Source organism: Hydrogenophaga sp., from assembly GCF_030373225.1.
Lineage (GTDB): Bacteria > Pseudomonadota > Gammaproteobacteria > Burkholderiales > Burkholderiaceae_C > Hydrogenophaga.
Genome location: NZ_JAUCZG010000016.1, coordinates 29,959 through 49,769, shown reverse-complemented (window position 1 = coordinate 49,769; position 19,811 = coordinate 29,959). Strand labels below are relative to the sequence as shown.

Genomic DNA, 19,811 nt, shown 5'->3' with positions numbered 1-19,811 from the left:
CCCATGCTGTTCGCCTTCATCCTCATCGACAAGCCCGACTCCGCGGCGCTGCGCGCGGCCGTGCGGCCGGCTCACAAGGCCTGTCTCGCGGCGGTGGCCGATCGCATCGCCTTCGCCGGCCCGTTCGTGCACGATGACGGCAGCACCATGCTGGGCAGCTTGCTGGTGATCGACTTTGCGTCCCGCGACGCGGCCCACGCCTGGCTGGCTGGCGAGCCCTTCACCCAGGCCGGGCTGTACGCCAGCACCTCGGTGCAGGCCTTCGTCAACCTCTGGCCGCAACGGGCCGGCTTTCCACCCCAAGCCTGAACACCATGGTCAAGCACATCGTGATGTGGAACATCCAGGCCGCCGCCGGGGAGGGCAAGGCGGCCTCGATCGAGCGCGTCAAGCACGCCTTCGAAGCGCTGCGCGACAAGATCCCCGGTCTGCTGCGCCTGGAGATCGGGGTGGACCGCAGCGGTGTCGACTACGCCTGCGACGTGGTGCTCTATTCCGAGTTCGAATCACAGGCTGCGCTTGATGCCTACGCCGTTCATCCCGAGCACCTGCGGGTCCGGCAAGCCATCGAAGGCCTGCGCGTGACGCGTCACCAGGTGGACTACGCCGCCTGAGGCCAGCGCCGATAATCAGCCCACTCCAACGAGCCCGCGCCTGCACGCGGGCTCTTCTTTTGTCTGCTGCCGTGGCCCTGTCGCTGATCACCGATCCGTTCTTTTATGCCGTGGCGATCCCGGCGGTGCTGCTGCTGGGCGTGAGCAAAAGCGGCTTTGGCGCCGGTTTTGGCTCGCTGGCCGTGCCCATGATGGCCCTGGCCGTCACAGTGCCGCAGGCGGCGGCCATCCTGATGCCGGTGCTGCTGCTCATGGACCTGCTGGGCATGGCGGCCTTCCGCAAGAGTGTGGACCGGCGCCTGCTGATGTTCCTGCTGCCTTTCGGTCTGGCGGGCATCGTGGTCGGGGCGCTGCTGTTCAAGCTGCTGGACGCCCGCATGGTGGCCGGCATCGTGGGGGTGTTCACGCTGCTGTTCCTGGCGCAACGGCTGGTGTTTCCACCCCGGCCCGACAGCCCGCCGCCGCCGAAGTGGATCGGTGCCCTGCTCTCCATCACCTCGGGTTTCACCAGCTTCATCGCGCATGCAGGCGGACCACCGCTCAACGCCTACGTGATCCCGCTGCGGCTCTCGCCGCTGCTGTTCACCGGCACGCTCGCGTTTTTCTTTTTCTTCATCAACCTGGCCAAGTGGATCCCGTACGCCTGGCTGGGTTTGCTGGATGTGCGCAACATGACGACCTCGCTGGCACTGCTGCCGTTTGCGCCCATCGGCGTGTGGGTGGGCGTTCGCATCGCTCACCGCATCAAGCCGTTGCTGTTCTACCGCCTGGTCTACACCGGGATGTTCCTCACGGGCTGCAAGCTCGTCTGGGACGCGCTGGCATAACATAGGCGCTCGCCGTTCCAGCCCCGCCCTGCGCCTGCGGCGTGCGGGCCGTTTTCCAGCCAAGGAGCTCCTGATGCCGATCGTGGTGGTTGCCAATCCCAAAGGAGGCGTGGGCAAGTCCACGCTGTCGACCAACGTGGCCGGCTACTTTGCCAGCCAGGGCCATCCGGTGATGCTCGGCGACGTCGACCGCCAGCAGTCGTCGGCGCTGTGGCTCAAGCTTCGACCGCCGGCCGCGCGACCCATCCAGAGCTGGCAGGTCTCGCACGACCTGATCGCCCGCCCGCCGAAGGAAACCACCCACGTGGTGCTGGACACGCCCGCCGGCCTGCACGGCTGGCGTTTCAAGGACGTGCTCAAGATCGCCGACAAGGTGCTGGTGCCGCTGCAGCCGAGCATCTTCGACATCTACGCCACCCGCGCCTTTCTCGACGAACTGGCGGAATCGCGCCGGGCCGACAAGCTGCAGATCGGCATTGTCGGCATGCGGGTCGACCCCCGCACCATCGCGGCCGACAAGCTCAACGAATTCGTGGCCGGCCTGGGTCTGCCGGTGCTGGGCACCCTGCGCGACACGCAGAACTACATCCACCTCGCCGCACGCGGCCTCACCCTGTTCGATGTGGCGCCCGGCCGGGTTGAAAAAGACCTGCTGCAGTGGCAGGCCATCTGCCAGTGGCTGGACGCCTGAGCAGGCTGTCCTGTCCCGGTGCCGACATGGGCCGGCGCCTGTCGGAAGTACAGTGGCCCGCATGAAAACATTCGAAACACTGGCCGATGTGGCGGCCTGCCTGGGCCAGGAAGTGGCTGTGAGCGACTGGGTGACCATCACCCAGGAACAGGTCAACCGTTTCGCCGAGGCCACCGGCGACCACCAGTGGATTCACGTCGATGTGGAGCGGGCCCGGGCCGGACCTTTTGGTGCGCCGATCGCGCACGGATTTCTCACCTTGTCGCTGTTGCCGGTGTTCTTTGAATCTGCGCTGGAGATCAAAGGCTCCAGCATGGGAGTGAACTACGGGCTCAACCGCGTGCGCTTCACGGCGCCCGTGCCCGTGGGCAGTCGCGTCCGCGCCCGCATGAGCTTGCAGGCCTGCGAGCCGATCGAAAGTGGCGGCCTGCAAATGACCTGGGCCGTGGTGGTGGAGCGTGAAGGCGCCGACAAACCGGTGTGTTTCGCCGAATCGCTGGTGCGGCGCTACCCGTGAAGACGGGTCTTACTTGATGCGCACGAGCTGCTTGGGCTCGAGCCAGCCTTCGAAGAACTGGATCAGCGCATTGATGCGCTCCGCCGCCACCGACTGGTTGTGCTGTTGGGAGATCAGCTGAAACGCATCGTTGCGCAGCATCCACAGTTCTTGCGGGGTGCGTGCTGATTCGATTTTGGTGCGCAGGCGCAGGGCGGGTTGGTCCAGGCAATCGTCGATCGCCTGCAGCAGGTGGTTACGAATGCCGGCAAGGTCCTTGAGCGTGGCCCGGTGCGGGCTTCGCTTGCGGGGCGCCGTGCGCACCCCGAGCCAACGGGCAATGGAAGTGATCAATCGGTTCTCCGGACGCACGGCGCCACCAGGGGGCTGGCGGCTGCCACGGCAGCAGGTGTCACGATGCAGATGAACATGCGAAATTATCTGCCCTGTGCAAGCTTTGAGGGGATGCTGCCGTGGCAGGGCGCGTGATCTGCATCACGGAACCGCACCCGAAAACGCCTGCTGGCGCCAGGCCTCGAACACCACGACGGCCACCGAGTTGGACAGGTTGAGGCTGCGCTGGCCCGCCAGCATGGGCAGTCGCAGACGCTGGGCAAGCGGCATGGACTCGCGCAGCGCATCGGGCAGGCCGCGGGTCTCCGAGCCGAACACCAGCCAGTCGCCAGGCTGGAATGCGTTGCTGAAAGCACTGTGGCTGCCCCGTGTGGTGAAGGCGAACAGCCGGTCGGGGTCTGGCCGCGCGGTGCGCAGGAATGTGTCCCAGTCGGCGTGGCGGTGCAGGTCGGCGTACTCGTGGTAGTCGAGCCCGGCGCGCTTCATGTGTTTGTCGTCCATGGAAAACCCCAGCGGCTCGATCAGGTGCAGCGCACAACCGGTGTTGGCGCTCAGGCGGATCACATTGCCGGTGTTGGGTGGGATTTCGGGACTGACGAGCACGATGTTGAACATGGCTGCCGAGCTTACCGGCTCGCCGGTGTGTGCGCGAACACGACTGCACTCACCCGCCCGGCCCCGGCGTGCAGCAGCGCCTGCGCGGCCGATTGCAGTGTGGCGCCGGTGGTGGTCACGTCGTCCACCAGCAGCACATGCTGCCCGAGCAGTGCGGGCGCATGGGCGGGGTGCACGACAAACAGGCCACGCAGGTTGCGCAGGCGCGCATCCCGACCCAGGCTGTGCTGATCGGGCGCATCGCCCAGGCGCACCAGCACCGAGGCCCGCGCAGCACAGTTCGGCGCCGCTCCATGCCGACGGACGAGGTGCCCGAGCGTCTTGACCAGTTCCCAGGACTGGTTGTAGCCGCGCTCGCCGAGCCGCCGGGGTGTGAGCGGCACCGGCACCATCAGTCCGCAGGTCTGCAACAGGGGCAGGGTCTCCGGCACCTGCAGGATCAGACCGGCAAACAGCCTGGCCCAGCCGGGCTCGGAGTGGAACTTGAAGCGGGCCAGCAAGCCGTCCCACGGATAGGCGTAGTCCACGGCCGCCACGCACTGCTGCAGGACGGGGGGCCCTGAGCGGATCCGGCAGGCGCCGCACAAAGGCAGTTCGCCAGGCAGCACCGCCGCACAGGCCCTGCATCGGGGTTGGGTAACCGCGAAGCGTCGCAGGCAGGCTGGGCACACCGGTTGGGCCGGCCACGCTGCACAGACCTGGCAGGTCGCGGGCAGGGCATCCAGGAGCGCGAGACGGGCGGCGGGCATCGGGCCAATATACTGGCGCGCTGCCGCCGATACCCCCATGCGGCAATGGACCGCTTCCCCGCTTGAACACACCCGACACCCCCGAAAACCCCGTGCCCGGACTGGACCCCGTGGCTGCGCAGCGCTGGCTGCAACGCGAGGCCCCGAGCAGTCCCTGGCTGCACGAGGAGGTGGGTTCCCGCATGGCCGATCGACTGCCGTGGTTTCGTGAACAGCCGACCAGCTGGTTGCACTGGGAGCCGGTGCAGGGCGGGCTGGAAGTGCACCGGAAGCTGCGGGGCATGCTGCCGAACGCTGCGTGCCACCTGACGGCCCGTCGACAGGCGCAGGCGATGGAGGCCACGCGGGAGGCGCCCGCCCGGTCGCTGAATCCGTTGCGCTGGGGTCGATCCGAAGGCCCGGCCGCCGCCACCGCCGACACCCGCGTGCGCATGCTCTGGGCCAACATGGCGCTGCACATGGAGGCCCGACCGCAGACGCTGCTGGCGCGCTGGAACCGGCAGATCGAAACCAACGGCTTCCTGATGTTTTCCTGTCTCGGACCCGACAGCCTGAGGGAGCTGCGTGCGCTGTATGCCGGCGAAGGCTGGCCGTTGCCGGCGCATGCGTTCACCGACATGCACGACTGGGGCGACATGCTGGTGCACGCCGGCTTTGCCGAGCCAGTGATGGACATGGAGCGCATCACGCTGTCTTTCAGCGGTGCAGCGCCGCTGATTGCCGAGCTGCGCGCGCTCGGTCGCAATCTGAGCGACCAGCGCCACGGCGCCTGCCGCTCGCGCCATTGGCACGCCCGCCTGTGCGCTGCCATCGAGGCGGACCTGCCGCGCTCACCCGACGGGCGACTGGTTCTGACGTTCGAGATCATCTACGGGCATGCTTTCAAGCCCGTGCCCCGGGTGCCACTGGCCAGCAGCACCACCCTGGCGGTGGATGACATGCGCGCCATGCTGCGAGCCGGTCGCCGCTGAGGTGACGGCGCGCGTTCAATCAAGCCACCTTGTCCCACTCGGGAGTGGCGCCTTTGTCAGGAGAGGCCCGCCGTCACGCCGCTACAATCGGCGCTGGCCAAATTTCGAGGGCATTTTCCCTTTGCCAACGCACCGACTTGCGGGTCGACTGCGACCAGTACCGGCGGTGGATGGTGAGCCAGGCAAACAACGCTTTTCGATTCGCGATCCTGTCCGAACACGGCATGGAGTGGAACCTGAAGCGCAATTGTTCGGTCACCCCGGCGCAATTGGGCTACCTCTACGCATCCTTGTGCATCCTCTCCATGGGGGTCGCGGGATTCTTCTGGTCGCAAGGCGCCACCCTGGTGCTGCCTTTTGCGGTGCTGGAGCTGCTGGCGGTGGGAACGGCTTTTCTGGTGTATGCCCGTCATGCGACCGACAACGAGCGCATCAGGCTGCTGGAGGGCCGGCTGGTGGTGGAGTGGGAAACCGCCGGGCGGGCGTCGCGATGCGAATTCGCCCGCGAGTGGGTTCGAGTGGAACCCCGGCGGGACGCGGGTCAGTTGATCGAAGTCCGGGGCGGAGGGCGTTCGGTCCAGGTGGGGCGTTTCTTGCGGTCCGACCTGAGGCCGCTGCTGGCCCGGGAGATCCGGCAGGCCCTGCGTGGGGTCTGAGCGGACAAGAGGGTGTTGGAAGGCTGGCTGGGGCCCGGAAAGTTTGTTCTAATCTGCATTGATATAAATCAATACTTATATTTGAGGCGATAAACGTGAGTACGACGAAGAAAACGGTGCATTCCCCCCGCAACCCCTGGGCCAGGCTCGGCGCGGCTGCCACCACGCTGACGCTCGGCCTGGGTGCCTGGACCACGGTGGCGGCCCAAAAGGTCAACGACCTGCCGGGTGGTCCCGCCGTCAACCAGCTCAACTTCGCGCCGCCGGTCACCCGCATCGCAGAAGAACAGCACTGGCTGCACTGGTTCATGATGGCCTTGTGCGCCATCATCTTCGTCATCGTTTTCGGCGTGATGTTCTATTCCATCCTGAAGCACCGCAAGTCGGTGGGACACAAGTCGCAGGTGCTGGCCGAGCCGATCTGGGTGGAGCTTGGCTGGACCATCGTTCCGCTGCTGATCGTGATCGGCATGGCGCTGCCGGCCACCAAGGTGCTGGTGGCCCAGAAGGACACCACCAACAGCGACCTGACCATCAAGGCCACTGGCATGCAGTGGAAGTGGGGCTACGACTACATCAAGGGCGAAGGCGAGGGCATCGGTTTCCTCTCCACGCTGGACAACAACCACCGCGTCATGTCCAACAGCGGCAACCCCGAACCCACCGACAACTACCTGCTCAAGGTGGACAACCCGCTGGTGGTTCCGGTCGGCAAGAAGGTGCGCATCATCACCACCGCCAACGACGTGATCCACGCGTGGATGGTGCCGGCCTTCGGCGTCAAGCAGGATGCCATCCCCGGCTTTGTGCGTGACACCTGGTTCCGTGCCGAGAAGACCGGCGACTTCTATGGCCAGTGCGCCGAGTTGTGCGGCAAGGAGCACGCCTACATGCCCATCCATGTGAAGGTGGTGTCGGCCGAGGAATACACCGCCTGGGTGAGCGAAAAGCAGAAAGCCCTGGCCGCAGCGGCCGATGATCCGTCCAAGGTGTGGGTGCTGGCTGACCTGGTCAAGCGCGGTGAGTCCGTATACGCCGCCAACTGCGTGGCCTGCCACCAGGCCACCGGCAAGGGCGCGGGCCCGATCAAGCCGCTGGACGGCTCGGCGCTGGTCGTCGATGCCGACAAGGGCAAGATCATCAACGTGCTGCTCAATGGTCAGAACAACGGCGCGATGCCCGCCTGGAAGCAGCTGAGCGATACCGAGCTGGCAGCGGTGATGACCTACACCAAGAACAACTGGTCGAACCAGACCCAGCAGATCGTGCAACCGGCCGAAGTGCAGGCCGCTCGCCAGTGATCGCGTTGACGAAAAAACATTGAGCTTCCAAGGAAACCGACCATGAGTGCTGTTCTCGACCACCACGACGCCCACGGCCACGACGACCACCACGCCCCCACGGGCTGGCGCCGCTGGGTCTATGCCACCAACCACAAGGACATCGGCACGCTGTACCTGCTGTTCTCGTTCACCATGCTGATGGTGGGCGGCGTGCTGGCCCTGCTGATCCGCGCCGAACTGTTCCAGCCCGGTCTGCAGCTCGTGAACCCCGGCCTGTTCAACCAGCTGACCACCATGCACGGCCTGATCATGGTGTTCGGCGCCATCATGCCGGCGTTCGTGGGCTTCGCGAACTGGATGATCCCGCTGCAGATCGGCGCCTCCGACATGGCGTTCGCCCGCATGAACAACTTCAGCTTCTGGCTGATGATCCCCGCTGCCCTGATGCTGGTGGGTTCGTTCTTCATGCCGGGCGGCGCACCCGCTGCCGGCTGGACGCTGTATGCCCCGCTGACCCTTCAGATGGGCCCCTCGATGGACGCCGGCATCTTTGCCATGCACATCCTGGGCGCCTCGTCCATCATGGGTTCGATCAACATCATCGTGACCATCCTGAACATGCGCGCGCCCGGCATGACCCTGATGAAGATGCCCATGTTCTGCTGGACCTGGCTGATCACCGCCTACCTGCTGATCGCCGTGATGCCCGTGCTGGCTGGCGCGATCACCATGACGCTGACCGATCGCCACTTCGGCACCAGCTTCTTCAACCCCGCCGGCGGCGGTGACCCGGTGATGTACCAGCACATCTTCTGGTTCTTCGGTCACCCCGAGGTCTACATCATGATCTTGCCGGCCTTCGGCATCGTGAGCCAGGTCGTGCCCGCCTTCGCGCGCAAGAAGCTGTTTGGCTATGCCTCCATGGTGTACGCCACCGGTTCGATCGCCATCCTGTCTTTCGTCGTGTGGGCTCACCACATGTTCACCACCGGCATGCCGGTCACGGGTCAGCTGTTCTTCATGTACTCGACCATGCTGATCGCCGTGCCCACGGGCGTGAAGATCTTCAACTGGATCGCAACCATGTGGAAGGGCTCGATGACCTTCGAGACCCCGATGCTGTGGGCGGTGGGCTTCATCTTCGTGTTCACCATCGGTGGCTTCACCGGTCTGATCCTGTCGGTTGCTCCGATCGACATCCAGATGCAGGACACCTACTACGTGGTGGCCCACTTCCACTACGTGCTGGTCGCCGGATCGCTCTTCGCCATGTTCGCCGGCATCTACTACTGGTTGCCCAAGTGGACCGGCGTGATGTACAGCGAAACCCGCGGCAAGATCCACTTCTGGTGGTCGATGATCTCGTTCAACATCACCTTCTTCCCGATGCACTTCCTGGGTCTGGCCGGCATGCCCCGCCGTTACGCCGACTATCCCATGCAGTTCGCCGACTTCAACGCCATCGCCTCGGTGGGCTCGTTCTTCTTCGGTATCGCACAGGTGTATTTCTTCGTGGCCGTGATCCTGCCCGCCATGGCTGGCAAGGGCGAAAAAGCTCCGCAGAAGCCGTGGGAAGGCGCTGAAGGTCTGGAGTGGGAAGTGCCATCGCCGGCACCGTTCCACACCTTTGAAAACCCGCCCAAGCTCGACGCCACCGCCACCAAGGTGATCGGCTGAGCGCAGCATGGCCCGCAACATGACGCCCGAACAGAAAAAACACAACCAGCGCCTGGGCCTGATCCTGGGCTCGATCGCGCTGGTGTTTTTCATGGGTTTCGTCGGCAAGATGGTGTTCCTGGGCGGCTGACGCCCCGGCACCCTTGAACTCAGGACACAGACCGTGGGATTGCGCAGCGAAAACTTCAAGATGGTCGGCAAGCTCGGCGTGATCACGCTGGGCATGTTTGCCTTCGGCTACGCGCTGGTACCGATCTACAACGCGATCTGCGAGGCGACCGGCATCAACATCCTGTCGCTCTCTGACCGCCAGATCCCGGGCGCCACGTCCAGGGCGGCGGCGAACAGCCAGGTGGACACCACACGAACCATCACGGTCGAATTCGATGTGAACAGCCGCGGACCGTGGCACTTCAAGCCGGCCGTGCGGTCCTTGCAGGTTCATCCAGGTGAGCTGACCACGGTGATGTACGAGTTCCAGAACATCCAGAACCGCACCATGGCAGCGCAGGCCATTCCCAGCTACGCACCGAAGCAGGCCATGGCCCACTTCAACAAGCTCGAGTGTTTCTGCTTCACGCAGTACACCTTGCAGGCTGGCGAGAAGAAGGAATGGCCGGTGGCTTTCGTGATCGACCCGCGCCTGCCCAAGGACGTGACCACGATCACGCTGTCGTACACCTTCTTCGAGGTGGGTGGCAAAGTGCCCGCGGCGCCTGCCGATGTGGCCTATCGGCCCGCGGTGGTCATGAAGCCGGCGGGCGCTGTATGACCGAACCATTGCACAAGCGCAAAGGGTCGCTCGGCGGCACGGTGAGGGCCGTGCTGTGGGGTTTCCTTGGCGTGCGTCGCAACGCCGACTACCAGAACGACATTGCCCGGCTCAATCCCCTGCACCTCATTGCAGTGGGGGTGGGCATGGCGTTTTTGTTCGTGCTGGCCCTGATCCTGTTGGTGAACTGGGTCGCAGGCTGAAGCCCGCGCCTGCGTCGAACGATTTTTTCTCCCATTCAAACAAGCGAAAACTGGAGTGAGCATGTCAGCAGCATCCCACGGCGCAACGCCCTACTACTACGTTCCAGGTCCTTCCCGCCACCCGGTGATGGCGGCCATCGGCCTGTTCTTCGTCATCCTGGGCGCAGGTCAATGGATCAACGGCGCCGGCTGGGGCGCCTACTCACTCGCCTTTGGCATGGCCTTCTGGCTGGTCGTGTTGTTCCAGTGGTTCCGTGAAGCGGTTGGCGAGAGCGAGAGTGGCATGTACGGTCGCAAGATCGACCTGTCGTTCCGCTGGAGCATGAGCTGGTTCATCTTCTCCGAAGTGATGTTCTTCGGTGCCTTCTTCACCGCGCTGTGGTGGGCCCGGGTGCATTCGGTGCCGGCTCTGGGCGGCTTCGAAAACTCGCTGATCTGGCCCGACTTCTCGGCCGTGTGGCCGAGCGTCCAGGCGGGCGCAACGGCTTCGCCCGCCGGCATTGTCGAGCCCTTCCAGACCATGGGACCGTTCTGGCTGCCCACCATCAACACCGCGCTGCTGCTCACCTCCGGTGTCACACTGACCATCGCGCACCACGCGCTGCAGGCGGGCAACCGCGGCAAGACCATCGCCTTCATGTGGATGACGGTGCTGCTGGGCATCGTGTTCCTGATCGTGCAGGGCTACGAGTATTACCACGCCTACACCGACCTGAACCTCAAGCTGAGTTCGGGCATCTTCGGATCGACCTTCTTCATGCTGACGGGTTTCCACGGCTTCCACGTCTTCGTGGGCATGTTGATGCTGCTGTTCATCACGCTGCGGCTGCAAAAAGGCCACTTCACCAAGGACCGCCATTTCGGCTTCGAGGGCGCCGCCTGGTACTGGCACTTCGTGGACGTGGTGTGGCTGGGCCTCTACATCCTGGTCTATTGGTTGTGAGCCTCTCCCGGGGTGCCCGACAACCCCTAGCGGCTCAACAAAAAGGCGCCATCCGGCGCCTTTTTGTTGTTGCGGCAGGCGGTGTGATCAGCGTTGCAGGGGAAGTCCGGTGGGCTGGATCCAGCCCATCTGGTAGCTGATGAGCACCACGACGAACAGCAGGATGGAAAAACCGACCCGAAACGCCAGTGCCTTGGCCATGGGGTTCTTGCGGTGCGATGTGTCCTGCCCATCACCGTCACCCGATGGCCCGCCCCGCATCATGAACACCAGCGCTGCGCCCAGACTCCCGATGATGGCAACGAATGCCGCGATGACCAGATACTTCATCACCCGGATTATGGGCGCAGCCGCCAGGCCCGGTGATGTGACTGTCGCCGCTTCGGGGCCGGGAGCAGGGTCATGATGTCGGCCCGCTCGCGTTTCATCGTCGTCACCGCCGCCACGGTATTCACCATGGCGGTCACTGCCTCGCTGGGCTTTTGGCAACTCGACCGCGCCCGGCAGAAGATCGAACTGCAGAACCAGATCAACCAGCGCGCCGAATGGCCAGCATGGCAAAACAGCCAGTTGCTCCAGGGGAGCGATCCGGGGGAAGGGTTGCACCGTCCCGTGCAACTGCAGGGGCAATGGGTAAGCGAATCCAGTGTGTTTCTCGACAACCGGCAGATGGGCGCGCGCAATGGTTTCATTCTGGTCACGCCGCTGAAACTGGCGGGCAGCGGGCGCGCGGTGCTGGTGCAACGCGGCTGGGTGCCCCGCGATTTCATCGACCGCAGCCGCGTGCCCGCCATCGACACCCCCGCGGGCGAGGTGGTGGTGGAGGGGCGTTTGGCCCCGCCGCCGGGCAAGCTATACGAGCTGGGTGAGGCGGGCACAGGCCCGATCCGGCAAAATATCGACCTCGCTGCGTTCGCCCGCGAGACCGCCCTCGATCTGCTGGAGTTCTCGGTGCAGCAGACCGGCGCATCCCCCGAAGGCCTGTTGCGAGCGTGGCCGAAGCCGGCGCTTGGCGTCGACAAACACCATGGCTATGCGTTCCAGTGGTTTGGCCTGTGTGCCCTCGCGAGCGTGCTGTATGTCTGGTTCCAATTCATTTCCCCCCGCCGAAAGCGCATTTCCCATGGCACAGACGCCTGATGAACCCCTGACCCTGACCGTGCACAGCCTGCCCCAGCTTGACCAGGGTGGTGCTGGCGCGGTGGTCAACGCGCGCTCGGGCCGGTGGAAACTGCTCGGGCTGGCGCTCGTGTGTGTGGCGCCGGTGGTGGCGTCTTACCTGACCTATTACGTGATCCGACCCGAGGGTCGGCGCAACTACGGCGAGCTGATCGATCCGCAGCGGCCTCTGCCGGCCATCATGGCCATCAATGCCGGGGGAAAGAGCGTGCCGCTGGCATCGCTCAAGGACCAGTGGCTGCTGATCAGTGTGGCCGACAGCGCCTGCAACGAGAGCTGCCAGGAACACCTGCTGCTGCAACGCCAGTTGCGGGAAACGCTCGGTCGGGAAAAGGACCGGCTGGACTGGGTGTGGCTGCGCACCGGCGATGCTCCCCTGTCCGAACCCCTGCAACAGGCCACCGCCGCCGCGCAGGTGCTGCAGGTGGACGCCCAGGCGCTGGCCGCGTGGCTGCAGCCCGCCGCCGGCCAGCGGCTCGAGGACCACCTGTATGTGGTCGATCCGCTGGGCAACTGGATGATGCGTTTTCCTGCCACCATCGACCCCAAGCAGGCCAAGCGCGATCTCGACCGCCTGCTGCGCGCATCGTCCTTCTGGGACAAGGCCGGACGCACCGCCACGGAACGCTGACATGGACACCCAACCTTTGTACGACCTGGCACCGATCGCCCGCATCATGCTGCTGGGTGTGGTGATCGCACTGGGCCCGCTGGCCTGGGTCTGGGTGCGCAACCGCCATTCACCACCCGCCCAGCGCCTGCGCGTGCTCACCCTCGTCACCTTGTTCCTCACCTTCGATCTGGTGCTGTTCGGCGCCTTCACGCGCCTGACCGATTCGGGTCTGGGCTGCCCCGACTGGCCGGGCTGTTATGGCAGCGTGAGCCCGGTCGGTGCGAGCGCGTCGATTGCCGCCGCGCAAGAGGCCATGCCCACCGGGCCGGTCACGTTCTCCAAGGCCTGGATCGAAATGATCCATCGCTACCTCGCCACCGCCGTCGGCGTCCTGATCCTGGTGCTGGCCCTGGTGAGCTGGCTGGAGCGCAAGCGCCTGGCGGTCTCGTTTGTGTGGCCGCTGGTCACACTGGTGTGGGTGTGCGTGCAAGGGGCGTTCGGCGCGCTCACGGTCACGATGAAGCTGTTCCCGGCCATCGTCACCCTGCACCTGCTCGGAGGCCTGGGCCTGCTGGCCCTGTTGCGGGCGCAGGCGGTGAGCTATGAGCTCGCCAGACCCGGTCATCGCGGCCCGCTGGAACTGCCCGGGCGCTTGCGAACCGCGTTGGCGGGGGTGACCGTGTTGCTGTGGATGCAGATCGCGCTGGGTGGCTGGGTCAGCACCAACTACGCGGTGCTGGCCTGTACCGAATTTCCCACCTGCCAGGGCAGCTGGTGGCCGAGCATGGATTTCCGGGAGGGGTTCACGCTGTGGCGCCACCTGGGCCTGAACAGCGCCGGCGAAGCGATTCCCTTCGCTGCCCTCACCGCCATCCACTACGTGCACCGCCTCATGGCCTTCGTGGTGCTGGGCGCCATGGTCTGGTTGGGGTGGCGCCTGTGGCGGGTGCCGGGCATGGGCCGCACGGCGCGGGCCCTGTTGCTGCTCGCCCTGTGGCAGTTCGTCAGCGGGCTGACCAACGTCGTGCTGGATTGGCCACTGCTCGCGGCGGTGGGCCACACGGCCGGCGCCGCAGCACTGGTGATCGTGTTCACCGGTGCCCTCAGCGGCACGCGCAGCGCCGCGACGCACAGCACACCCGCCGGCACCCCGTCGGCTCTGAACATGTCCCGACAGACCCCATGAGTGCCGCCTCGACTCCCTCGGTGGCGGTGGCCCTTCCCTCGGTCTGGCGCCAGTACCACGCGCTGACCAAGCCGCGTGTGATCCAGCTGATCGTGTTCTGTGCCCTGATCGGCATGGTGCTGGCGGTGCCCGGTGTGCCGAGCTGGGCGCAAGTGCAGCTGGCCGCCACGGCCTGCTTCGGCATCTGGCTCGTGGCCGCCGCAGCCGCCGCGTTCAACTGCGTGGTCGAGCAGCACATCGACGCGAAGATGAAGCGCACGGCCTGGCGCCCCACCGCCAAAGGACAGCTCACCAACGGCAAGACGCTTTCGTTTTCAGCCGTGTTGTGCGCAGCGGGTTCGGCGGTGCTGTACTTCGCGGTCAATCCGCTGACCATGTGGCTGACCTTTGCCACCTTCGTCGGTTATGCGGTGGTCTACACCGTGATCCTCAAACCGCTGACACCGCAGAACATCGTGATCGGTGGCGCGTCGGGCGCCATGCCGCCGGTGCTGGGCTGGGCGGCCATGACCGGCGTGGTCTCGCCGGAGTCGCTGATTCTCTTCCTGATCATCTTCCTGTGGACGCCGCCGCACTTCTGGGCGCTGGCCCTCTACCGGGTGGAGGATTACCGCAAGTCGGGCCTGCCGATGCTGCCGGTCACACACGGCTCCGAGTTCACGCGGCTGCAGATCCTGCTCTACACCTTCGTGCTGTTCGCCGCCTGTCTCATGCCGTTCATGATGCGCATGAGCGGCTGGTTCTACCTTGTCTGCGCCATCGCCCTGAGCATCGGCTTCTGCGGCTACGCCTGGGCGCTCTGGCGCGACTACTCCGATGCACTCGCGCGCAAGACCTTTCGTTTCTCACTGATCCACCTGTCGCTGCTGTTTGCCGCGCTGCTGATCGACCATTACTTGTGACCGCCATGTCTGATCGAACCTCGCTCACCCGCCGCCATCTCCTGGGCGCCACGCTCGGCGCCACCGGTCTGTTCATGGCCGGCTGCAGCGACCCGGCCGCCAGCTTCGTCGGCATCGACATCACCGGCGCCGACTACGCCACCGGTTTTTCATTGACGGACCACAACGGGCAGCCGCGCACCCTGGCCGATTTCAAGGGCAAGGTGGTGGTGATCTTCTTCGGCTTCACGCAGTGCCCCGATGTGTGCCCCACCTCCATGAGCGAACTTGCCGAGGCCAAGCGCCTGCTCGGCGCTGACGGCGATCGTCTGCAGGGGCTGTTCGTGAGCATCGACCCCGAGCGCGACACGCCCGAGATCATGAAACAGTACATGGCCAGTTTCGACCCCACTTTCCTGGCCCTGTACGCTGCGCCCGATGCGCTGCCCGAACTGGCCAAGAGCTACAAGATCTACTACAAGAAGGTCGCCGGGCCCACGCCCACGAGCTACACGATGGACCACTCCGCCGGCAGCTATGTGTACGACCCGCAGGGCCGCATCCGCCTGTACCACCGCTACGGCAGCGGGGCGCCAGCGCTGGCCGCCGACCTGAAAAAACTGCTGGCCGGCTGATCCGATCCGGCGCCGGGCCGTCCCCAGGCGAAACAGCCCCGGACCCGGCAAGGACCGTGGCCCTTCCCTGTCCTGGGGCAGCGACCCGCGCAGCGGCGGAGCGTGGGGGCCAGGTTTCGCCGCCGGGCCGTCCCCAGGCGAAACAGCCCCCGGACCCGGCAAGGACCGGGGCCCTTCCCTGTCCTGGGGCAGCGACCCGCGCAGCGGCGGAGCGTGGGGGCCAGGTTTCGCCGCCGGGCCGTCCCAAGGCGAAACAGCCCCCTCGGGGGGCAGCGACCCGCGCAGCGGCGGAGCGAGGGGGCCTTGTCCCCTCAGTCGACCTTGGCGCCGCTCAGCTTGACCAGGCGCTCGTACTTGGCCCGCTCGCGCTTCATGAAGTCGTCGAACTGCTCGGGCGTGCTGGGAGCCGGCTCGGCCAGCAGCAGGCCAAAACGCGTCTTGACCTCGGGCGATTTCAGCGCGTCGCTGAACGCCGTGTTGAGCTTGCGCAAGGTCTCTGCCGGTGTGCCCGCCGGTGCGATCAGCCCCCACCAGGTGTCGATCTCGAAGCCGGGCAGGGTGGCTGCCACGGTGGGCACGTCGGGCAGCACACTGCTGCGTTGCAAGGTGGTCACGGCCAGGGCCTTGAGCCGTCCGGAGCGGATGTTCGGTGCGGCGGTGGCGAGGTTGTCGAAGTTGAAGTCGACCTGGCCCGACAGCAGCCCCACCTGCGCCGGGTTGCCGCCGTTGTAGGGAATGTGCACCGCAAAGATGCCGGCCTGGTTCTTGAACAGTTCGCCCGCCAGGTGACCCGCGCTGCCGTTGCCGCCCGAGCCGTAGTTGAGCTTGCCGGGGTTGGCCTTGCCGTAGGCGATGAGGTCGGCCAGGCTGTTGATGTTCAGCCGGCTGGCGGCTTCGGCGTTCATCACCAGCACGTTGGGCACGCGCAGCATCTGGGTGATCGGCGCGAAATCCCTGGCCGGGTCGTAGGGCAGTTTGCTGAAGAGCCAGGGGTTGATGCCGTGCGAAGCTGTGGTGGCAATGCCCAGCGTGAGGCCGTCCGCCGGCGCCTTGGCCACCGCACTCACGCCGATGTTGCCGCCCGCGCCGGGTCGGTTGTCGACGATCACCGTGCCCAGCGACCCCTTGACCGCCTCGGCCAGCACGCGGGCTGTCACGTCGATCGGACCCCCCGCTGCAAACGGCACGATGATGCGTGTGGCAGGGGTCTGTGCCAGTGTGAGCCCGGGCAGGGCCAGGCTGGCGGTGGCGAGGGCAAGGTGGGTGATCAGTTGGCGGCGGCTCGGCATGTGCAGGTCTCCTGGGTTTGTGGGGGAACTCGTTCAGACACATCCACCAACCGGCTCTGCCGGTCCGCAGATGCTCCCCCTTGAGGGGGCGGCTGCTCGCAATGAGCAGGCAAGGTTCGTGCTCAGATCTTGTCGGCTGCGCTGGTGAACGAGTCTGCAAAGAACGCTTCCTCGGGCAGACCGGCTTTCTCCACATAGTCGCGTCTGGCCGACTCGACCACGATGGGCGCGCCACAAGCGTACACCTCGTGGCCGGAGAGGTCGGGCAGATCCTGCAGCACCGCTTCGTGGACAAAGCCGGTGCGGCCGGTCCACGCATCGTCGGGCAGGGCGTTGGACACCACCGGCACGTAGTGCAGGTTGGGCATCTCGGCCAGCCGGGCTTCGATCCAGGTGCTCTGGTACAGGTCGGCCGGGCGGCGCCCGCCCCAGTAGAGCGTGGCTTCCCGCTGGATGTTCTTGAATTGCATGTGCTCGATCACCGCCTTGATGGGCGCGAAGCCGGTGCCCGAGGCGAGCAGCACCATCGGTTTGTTGCTGTCTTCCCGCAGGTAGAAGCTGCCGTAGGGCCCTTCGATCCGAAGAATGTCCTTCTCCTTCATCGTGCCGAACACGTGGTCGGTGAACTTGCCGCCGGGCATGTGGCGCACATGGAGCTCCAGCGACGGCGCGGCACCTTGCGTGTGCGGTGCATTGGCCATCGAATAGCTGCGGCGATCGCCGTCGCGCAGCAGGAACTCGACGTACTGGCCCGCGTGGTATTGAAACGTGTCGCTGGCGGGCAGTTGCAGGCGCAGCACCATCACGTCGTGCGAGGCCGGCTCCAGCGCGCTCACGCGCACCGGCATCTTGCGGATCACGAAGGCACCGACTTCGGTCACCTGGCGAGATTCGAGCACCACGTCGCTGTGCGCCACACCGCAGCAGGTCAGCACATAACCGGCCGCTTCCTCGTCGGCGCTCAGCGCCTTGCTCTGGTGCGGGCCATGTTGCACGCTGCCGGAGACCAGCTTGCACTTGCAGGAGCCGCATGCACCGTCCTTGCAGCCATAGGGCAGGCCGACGCCCTGGCGGATGCCGGCGGCCAGCATGGCTTCTCCGGATTCGGTGGTGAATGTGCGCCCGCTGGGCTCGACGGTGATGGTGAATGTCATACTGGCACGCAGTGAGTGAAGGGGCCCGGCGATGCATGGGCACCTGCTCGGCAGCCGGTCATTGTCTCAAACTCGGAAATCGCATGAGCCTGCTTGGCGCCTTGCCCGCACGCTTCCGGCGTGAACGGGTCCTGATCGTGGGTTGTGGTGACGTTGGCCAGCGCGCCGCGGCTGTCCTGGGCCACGCCTCGCGCGTGCGTGTGCTCGCGCTGACCTCCAGCCCCACGCGCATCCCGGGCTTGCGTGCAGCGGGCATCACGCCGCTGCTCGGTGATCTGGACGATCCCCGCAGCCTGCGCCGCCTCGCTGGCCTGGGCACCCGCGTGCTGCACCTCGCCCCCCCGCCATCGGGCGAATTGGCCGATTGGCGGCTGGACCCGCGCACCCGCGCCCTCACCCGGGCGCTGGCACAGCGATCCTTGCCCTCGGTGCTGGTGTACGGCTCCACCTCGGGGGTGTACGGCGATTGCGAGGGCCGCTGGGTGGACGAGACCACGCCGGCCCGACCGCTCACGCCGCGCGCCTGGCGTCGCGTGGATGCGGAAGCGGCGGTGCACTGGCTGGGCCGGGCCACCGGTGTGCGCACCACGGTGCTGCGCATACCCGGCATCTACGCGAGCGACCGCGAAGGTGGAACACCTCGCGAACGCCTGCTGCGCGGCACCCCGGTGCTGCGCCGGGAAGACGATGTCTACACCAACCACATTCACGCCGATGATCTGGCGCGTGCGTGTGCGCTCGCCCTGTGGCGCGGCGCAGCGCAGCGCAACATCAACGTGGTCGACGACACCGAGCTGCGGATGGGTGACTACTTCGATCTTGCTGCCGACCTGTACGGACTTGCGCGCCCGTCACGGGTGGCGCGCGATGCGGCCGGCGACCGCTTGCCGCTGATGCTGCTGAGCTTCATGAGCGAGTCGCGACGGCTGCGCAACCACCGCATGAAACACGAACTGGGCCTGCGTCTGCGCTACCCGCACGTGGCCGACGGACTGAAGGCCTGAGGCGGCCTCAGGCCGAAGGCAGCACGGTGGTGATCAGGTAGCCTGTGTAGCCGGCGTAGGCCGCCAGCAGCGCCAGCGCCTCCAGCCGGTTGATGCGCCCCTGCCGCTTGCGAAATCCCCAGCCCATCAGGAAGAGCACCACGGTCAGGCCCAGCATGACGGGGTAGTCGCGCGTCAAGACCTCGGCATCGATCTGCATCGGCGCGATCGCACCGGCGATGCCCACCACCGCGAGCGAGTTGAACAGGTTGGAGCCCAGCACGTTGCCCAGTGCGATGTCGTGCTCGCCCTTGCGGGCCGCGGCCACACAAGACGCCAGTTCAGGCAGCGACGTGCCCACGGCGACCACCGTCAGGCCGATGATCAGGTCGCTCACGCCGAGCGCCTGCGCGATCTGCACCGCACCCCAGACCAGCAGTTGCGAACTCCCCACCAGCACCACCAGACCCACGACCACCCACAACAGGGAACGCGACAGCGGCATGGCATGGGCCTGCAACTCGGTGGCGGTTTCCGTCGCCAGGGCATCGCTGCCGCCGCGCATGCCTTCAAAGATCGACCAACCCACCAGCACCGCGAACACACCGAGCAGCACCCAGGCGTCGGCGCGTTCCAGCCCACCGTCCCACACCAGGTAGCCCGCCAGCAGCGTGACAGCGGTCAGGATGGGCAGCTCCTTGCGCAGGATCATCGACTGGACCACGATGGGCGCGACCAGCGCCGTCACGCCCAGGATGAGGGCGATGTTGGCGATGTTCGAGCCCCATGCGTTGCCCAGTGCCAGTCCCGGGTTGCCCTGCGATGCGGCCAGGGTGGAGACCACCATCTCGGGCGCCGAGGTGCCGAATCCGACGATGACCATGCCCACCAGCAGGGGCGGCACACTGAAATGGCCGGCGGTGCTGGAAGCGCCTTCAACGAAGCGGTCGGCGCTCCAGACCAGCAGCAGCAGTCCGGCGAGTACGGCGAGGGCAGGCATCAGCATGGCGGGCAGTGTTCCTGGTGGGCGGACATCGGGT

General features: G+C 66.0%; 26 protein-coding genes. 19 read left to right on the top strand and 7 right to left on the bottom strand.

Annotated features, from left to right (window positions below; all coding sequences use genetic code 11):
• Positions 1-3 precede the first annotated feature (3 nt).
• From QUV35_RS10885 to QUV35_RS10865, 5 genes are all read left to right on the top strand, one after another.
• Positions 4-309, top strand: coding sequence for a YciI family protein (locus QUV35_RS10885; protein ID WP_300873568.1), 306 nt, complete (start codon positions 4-6; stop codon positions 307-309).
• Positions 310-314: 5 nt separating this feature from the next.
• Complete coding sequence (locus QUV35_RS10880) at positions 315-614, top strand: Dabb family protein (RefSeq protein WP_300873566.1); 300 nt, start codon at positions 315-317, stop codon at positions 612-614.
• Positions 615-685: 71 nt separating this feature from the next.
• On the top strand, positions 686-1,441 hold the full coding sequence (locus QUV35_RS10875; protein WP_300873564.1) for a sulfite exporter TauE/SafE family protein: 756 nt from the start codon (positions 686-688) through the stop codon (positions 1,439-1,441).
• Between the two features lie 73 nt (positions 1,442-1,514).
• Positions 1,515-2,132, top strand: coding sequence for a ParA family protein (locus QUV35_RS10870; protein ID WP_300873562.1), 618 nt, complete (start codon positions 1,515-1,517; stop codon positions 2,130-2,132).
• 61 nt (positions 2,133-2,193) lie between these two features.
• Positions 2,194-2,649 (top strand): MaoC family dehydratase, encoded by a 456-nt coding sequence (locus tag QUV35_RS10865; protein ID WP_300873560.1) that lies wholly within the window; start codon positions 2,194-2,196, stop codon positions 2,647-2,649.
• A 9-nt stretch (positions 2,650-2,658) separates the two neighbouring features.
• Here the strand turns inward: QUV35_RS10865 and QUV35_RS10860 are convergent, their stop codons facing one another.
• From QUV35_RS10860 to QUV35_RS10850, 3 genes are all read right to left on the bottom strand, one after another.
• On the bottom strand, positions 2,659-2,982 hold the full coding sequence (locus QUV35_RS10860; protein WP_300873558.1) for a hypothetical protein: 324 nt from the start codon (positions 2,980-2,982) through the stop codon (positions 2,659-2,661).
• A gap of 141 nt (positions 2,983-3,123) precedes the next feature.
• Positions 3,124-3,597 (bottom strand): tRNA (uridine(34)/cytosine(34)/5-carboxymethylaminomethyluridine(34)-2'-O)-methyltransferase TrmL, encoded by a 474-nt coding sequence (gene trmL, locus QUV35_RS10855; protein WP_300873556.1) that lies wholly within the window; start codon positions 3,595-3,597, stop codon positions 3,124-3,126.
• Positions 3,598-3,608: 11 nt separating this feature from the next.
• Positions 3,609-4,133 (bottom strand): ComF family protein, encoded by a 525-nt coding sequence (locus QUV35_RS10850; protein ID WP_300873554.1) that lies wholly within the window; start codon positions 4,131-4,133, stop codon positions 3,609-3,611.
• Positions 4,134-4,408: 275 nt separating this feature from the next.
• On the opposite strand from QUV35_RS10850, the gene QUV35_RS10845 reads away from it, so the two are divergent.
• From QUV35_RS10845 to QUV35_RS10810, 8 genes are all read left to right on the top strand, one after another.
• Positions 4,409-5,317 carry a biotin synthase gene (locus QUV35_RS10845; protein WP_300873552.1) on the top strand — a complete coding sequence of 303 codons (909 nt, stop codon included), beginning with the start codon at positions 4,409-4,411 and terminating at the stop codon, positions 5,315-5,317.
• Positions 5,318-5,541: 224 nt separating this feature from the next.
• Positions 5,542-5,973 (top strand): DUF2244 domain-containing protein, encoded by a 432-nt coding sequence (locus QUV35_RS10840; protein ID WP_366945420.1) that lies wholly within the window; start codon positions 5,542-5,544, stop codon positions 5,971-5,973.
• A gap of 167 nt (positions 5,974-6,140) precedes the next feature.
• The gene (gene coxB, locus QUV35_RS10835; RefSeq protein ID WP_300873656.1) at positions 6,141-7,274 is read left to right on the top strand and encodes a cytochrome c oxidase subunit II; all 1,134 of its coding nucleotides are present in this window, start codon (positions 6,141-6,143) and stop codon (positions 7,272-7,274) included.
• 42 nt (positions 7,275-7,316) lie between these two features.
• Positions 7,317-8,933 carry a cytochrome c oxidase subunit I gene (gene ctaD, locus QUV35_RS10830; protein ID WP_300873550.1) on the top strand — a complete coding sequence of 539 codons (1,617 nt, stop codon included), beginning with the start codon at positions 7,317-7,319 and terminating at the stop codon, positions 8,931-8,933.
• Positions 8,934-8,952: 19 nt separating this feature from the next.
• Positions 8,953-9,063 (top strand): cytochrome oxidase small assembly protein, encoded by a 111-nt coding sequence (locus tag QUV35_RS10825; protein ID WP_216637513.1) that lies wholly within the window; start codon positions 8,953-8,955, stop codon positions 9,061-9,063.
• 33 nt (positions 9,064-9,096) lie between these two features.
• Positions 9,097-9,705, top strand: coding sequence for a cytochrome c oxidase assembly protein (locus QUV35_RS10820; protein WP_300873548.1), 609 nt, complete (start codon positions 9,097-9,099; stop codon positions 9,703-9,705).
• Positions 9,702-9,908, top strand: coding sequence for a DUF2970 domain-containing protein (locus tag QUV35_RS10815; protein ID WP_300873546.1), 207 nt, complete (start codon positions 9,702-9,704; stop codon positions 9,906-9,908). Before QUV35_RS10820 ends, QUV35_RS10815 begins: the two co-directional genes overlap by 4 nt.
• Before the next feature lie 61 nt (positions 9,909-9,969).
• Positions 9,970-10,851, top strand: coding sequence for a cytochrome c oxidase subunit 3 (locus QUV35_RS10810; protein ID WP_300873544.1), 882 nt, complete (start codon positions 9,970-9,972; stop codon positions 10,849-10,851).
• Positions 10,852-10,938: 87 nt separating this feature from the next.
• On the opposite strand, the gene QUV35_RS10805 is transcribed toward QUV35_RS10810, so the two are convergent.
• Positions 10,939-11,181, bottom strand: coding sequence for a twin transmembrane helix small protein (locus tag QUV35_RS10805; RefSeq protein ID WP_300873542.1), 243 nt, complete (start codon positions 11,179-11,181; stop codon positions 10,939-10,941).
• 75 nt (positions 11,182-11,256) lie between these two features.
• Here QUV35_RS10805 and QUV35_RS10800 point away from each other — a divergent pair, with 75 nt between their 5' ends.
• From QUV35_RS10800 to QUV35_RS10780, 5 genes are all read left to right on the top strand, one after another.
• Positions 11,257-11,991, top strand: a complete 735-nt coding sequence (locus QUV35_RS10800) for an SURF1 family protein (protein ID WP_300873648.1) — start codon at positions 11,257-11,259, stop codon at positions 11,989-11,991.
• Positions 11,975-12,661, top strand: a complete 687-nt coding sequence (locus QUV35_RS10795) for a hypothetical protein (RefSeq protein ID WP_300873540.1) — start codon at positions 11,975-11,977, stop codon at positions 12,659-12,661. Before QUV35_RS10800 ends, QUV35_RS10795 begins: the two co-directional genes overlap by 17 nt.
• Position 12,662: 1 nt before the next feature.
• On the top strand, positions 12,663-13,829 hold the full coding sequence (locus QUV35_RS10790; protein WP_300873538.1) for a heme A synthase: 1,167 nt from the start codon (positions 12,663-12,665) through the stop codon (positions 13,827-13,829).
• Entirely contained in the window at positions 13,826-14,731 is a 906-nt protein-coding gene (cyoE, locus tag QUV35_RS10785) for a heme o synthase (protein WP_300873536.1), read from the top strand. The genes QUV35_RS10790 and cyoE overlap by 4 nt, the downstream gene beginning before the upstream one ends.
• A gap of 74 nt (positions 14,732-14,805) precedes the next feature.
• The gene (locus tag QUV35_RS10780; protein WP_300873646.1) at positions 14,806-15,345 is read left to right on the top strand and encodes an SCO family protein; all 540 of its coding nucleotides are present in this window, start codon (positions 14,806-14,808) and stop codon (positions 15,343-15,345) included.
• 311 nt (positions 15,346-15,656) lie between these two features.
• Here QUV35_RS10780 and QUV35_RS10775 read toward each other — a convergent pair whose 3' ends face one another.
• Together QUV35_RS10775 and QUV35_RS10770 are read right to left on the bottom strand one after the other, a co-directional pair.
• Positions 15,657-16,634: a tripartite tricarboxylate transporter substrate binding protein gene (locus tag QUV35_RS10775; protein WP_300873534.1), complete on the bottom strand. Its 978-nt coding sequence runs from the start codon at positions 16,632-16,634 to the stop codon at positions 15,657-15,659.
• A gap of 122 nt (positions 16,635-16,756) precedes the next feature.
• Complete coding sequence (locus QUV35_RS10770; RefSeq protein ID WP_300873532.1) at positions 16,757-17,788, bottom strand: CDP-6-deoxy-delta-3,4-glucoseen reductase; 1,032 nt, start codon at positions 17,786-17,788, stop codon at positions 16,757-16,759.
• Between the two features lie 83 nt (positions 17,789-17,871).
• Here QUV35_RS10770 and QUV35_RS10765 point away from each other — a divergent pair, with 83 nt between their 5' ends.
• On the top strand, positions 17,872-18,792 hold the full coding sequence (locus QUV35_RS10765) for an SDR family oxidoreductase (protein ID WP_300873530.1): 921 nt from the start codon (positions 17,872-17,874) through the stop codon (positions 18,790-18,792).
• A gap of 7 nt (positions 18,793-18,799) precedes the next feature.
• Here QUV35_RS10765 and QUV35_RS10760 read toward each other — a convergent pair whose 3' ends face one another.
• Entirely contained in the window at positions 18,800-19,777 is a 978-nt protein-coding gene (locus QUV35_RS10760; RefSeq protein WP_300873528.1) for a calcium/sodium antiporter, read from the bottom strand.
• Positions 19,778-19,811: the final 34 nt, after the last annotated feature.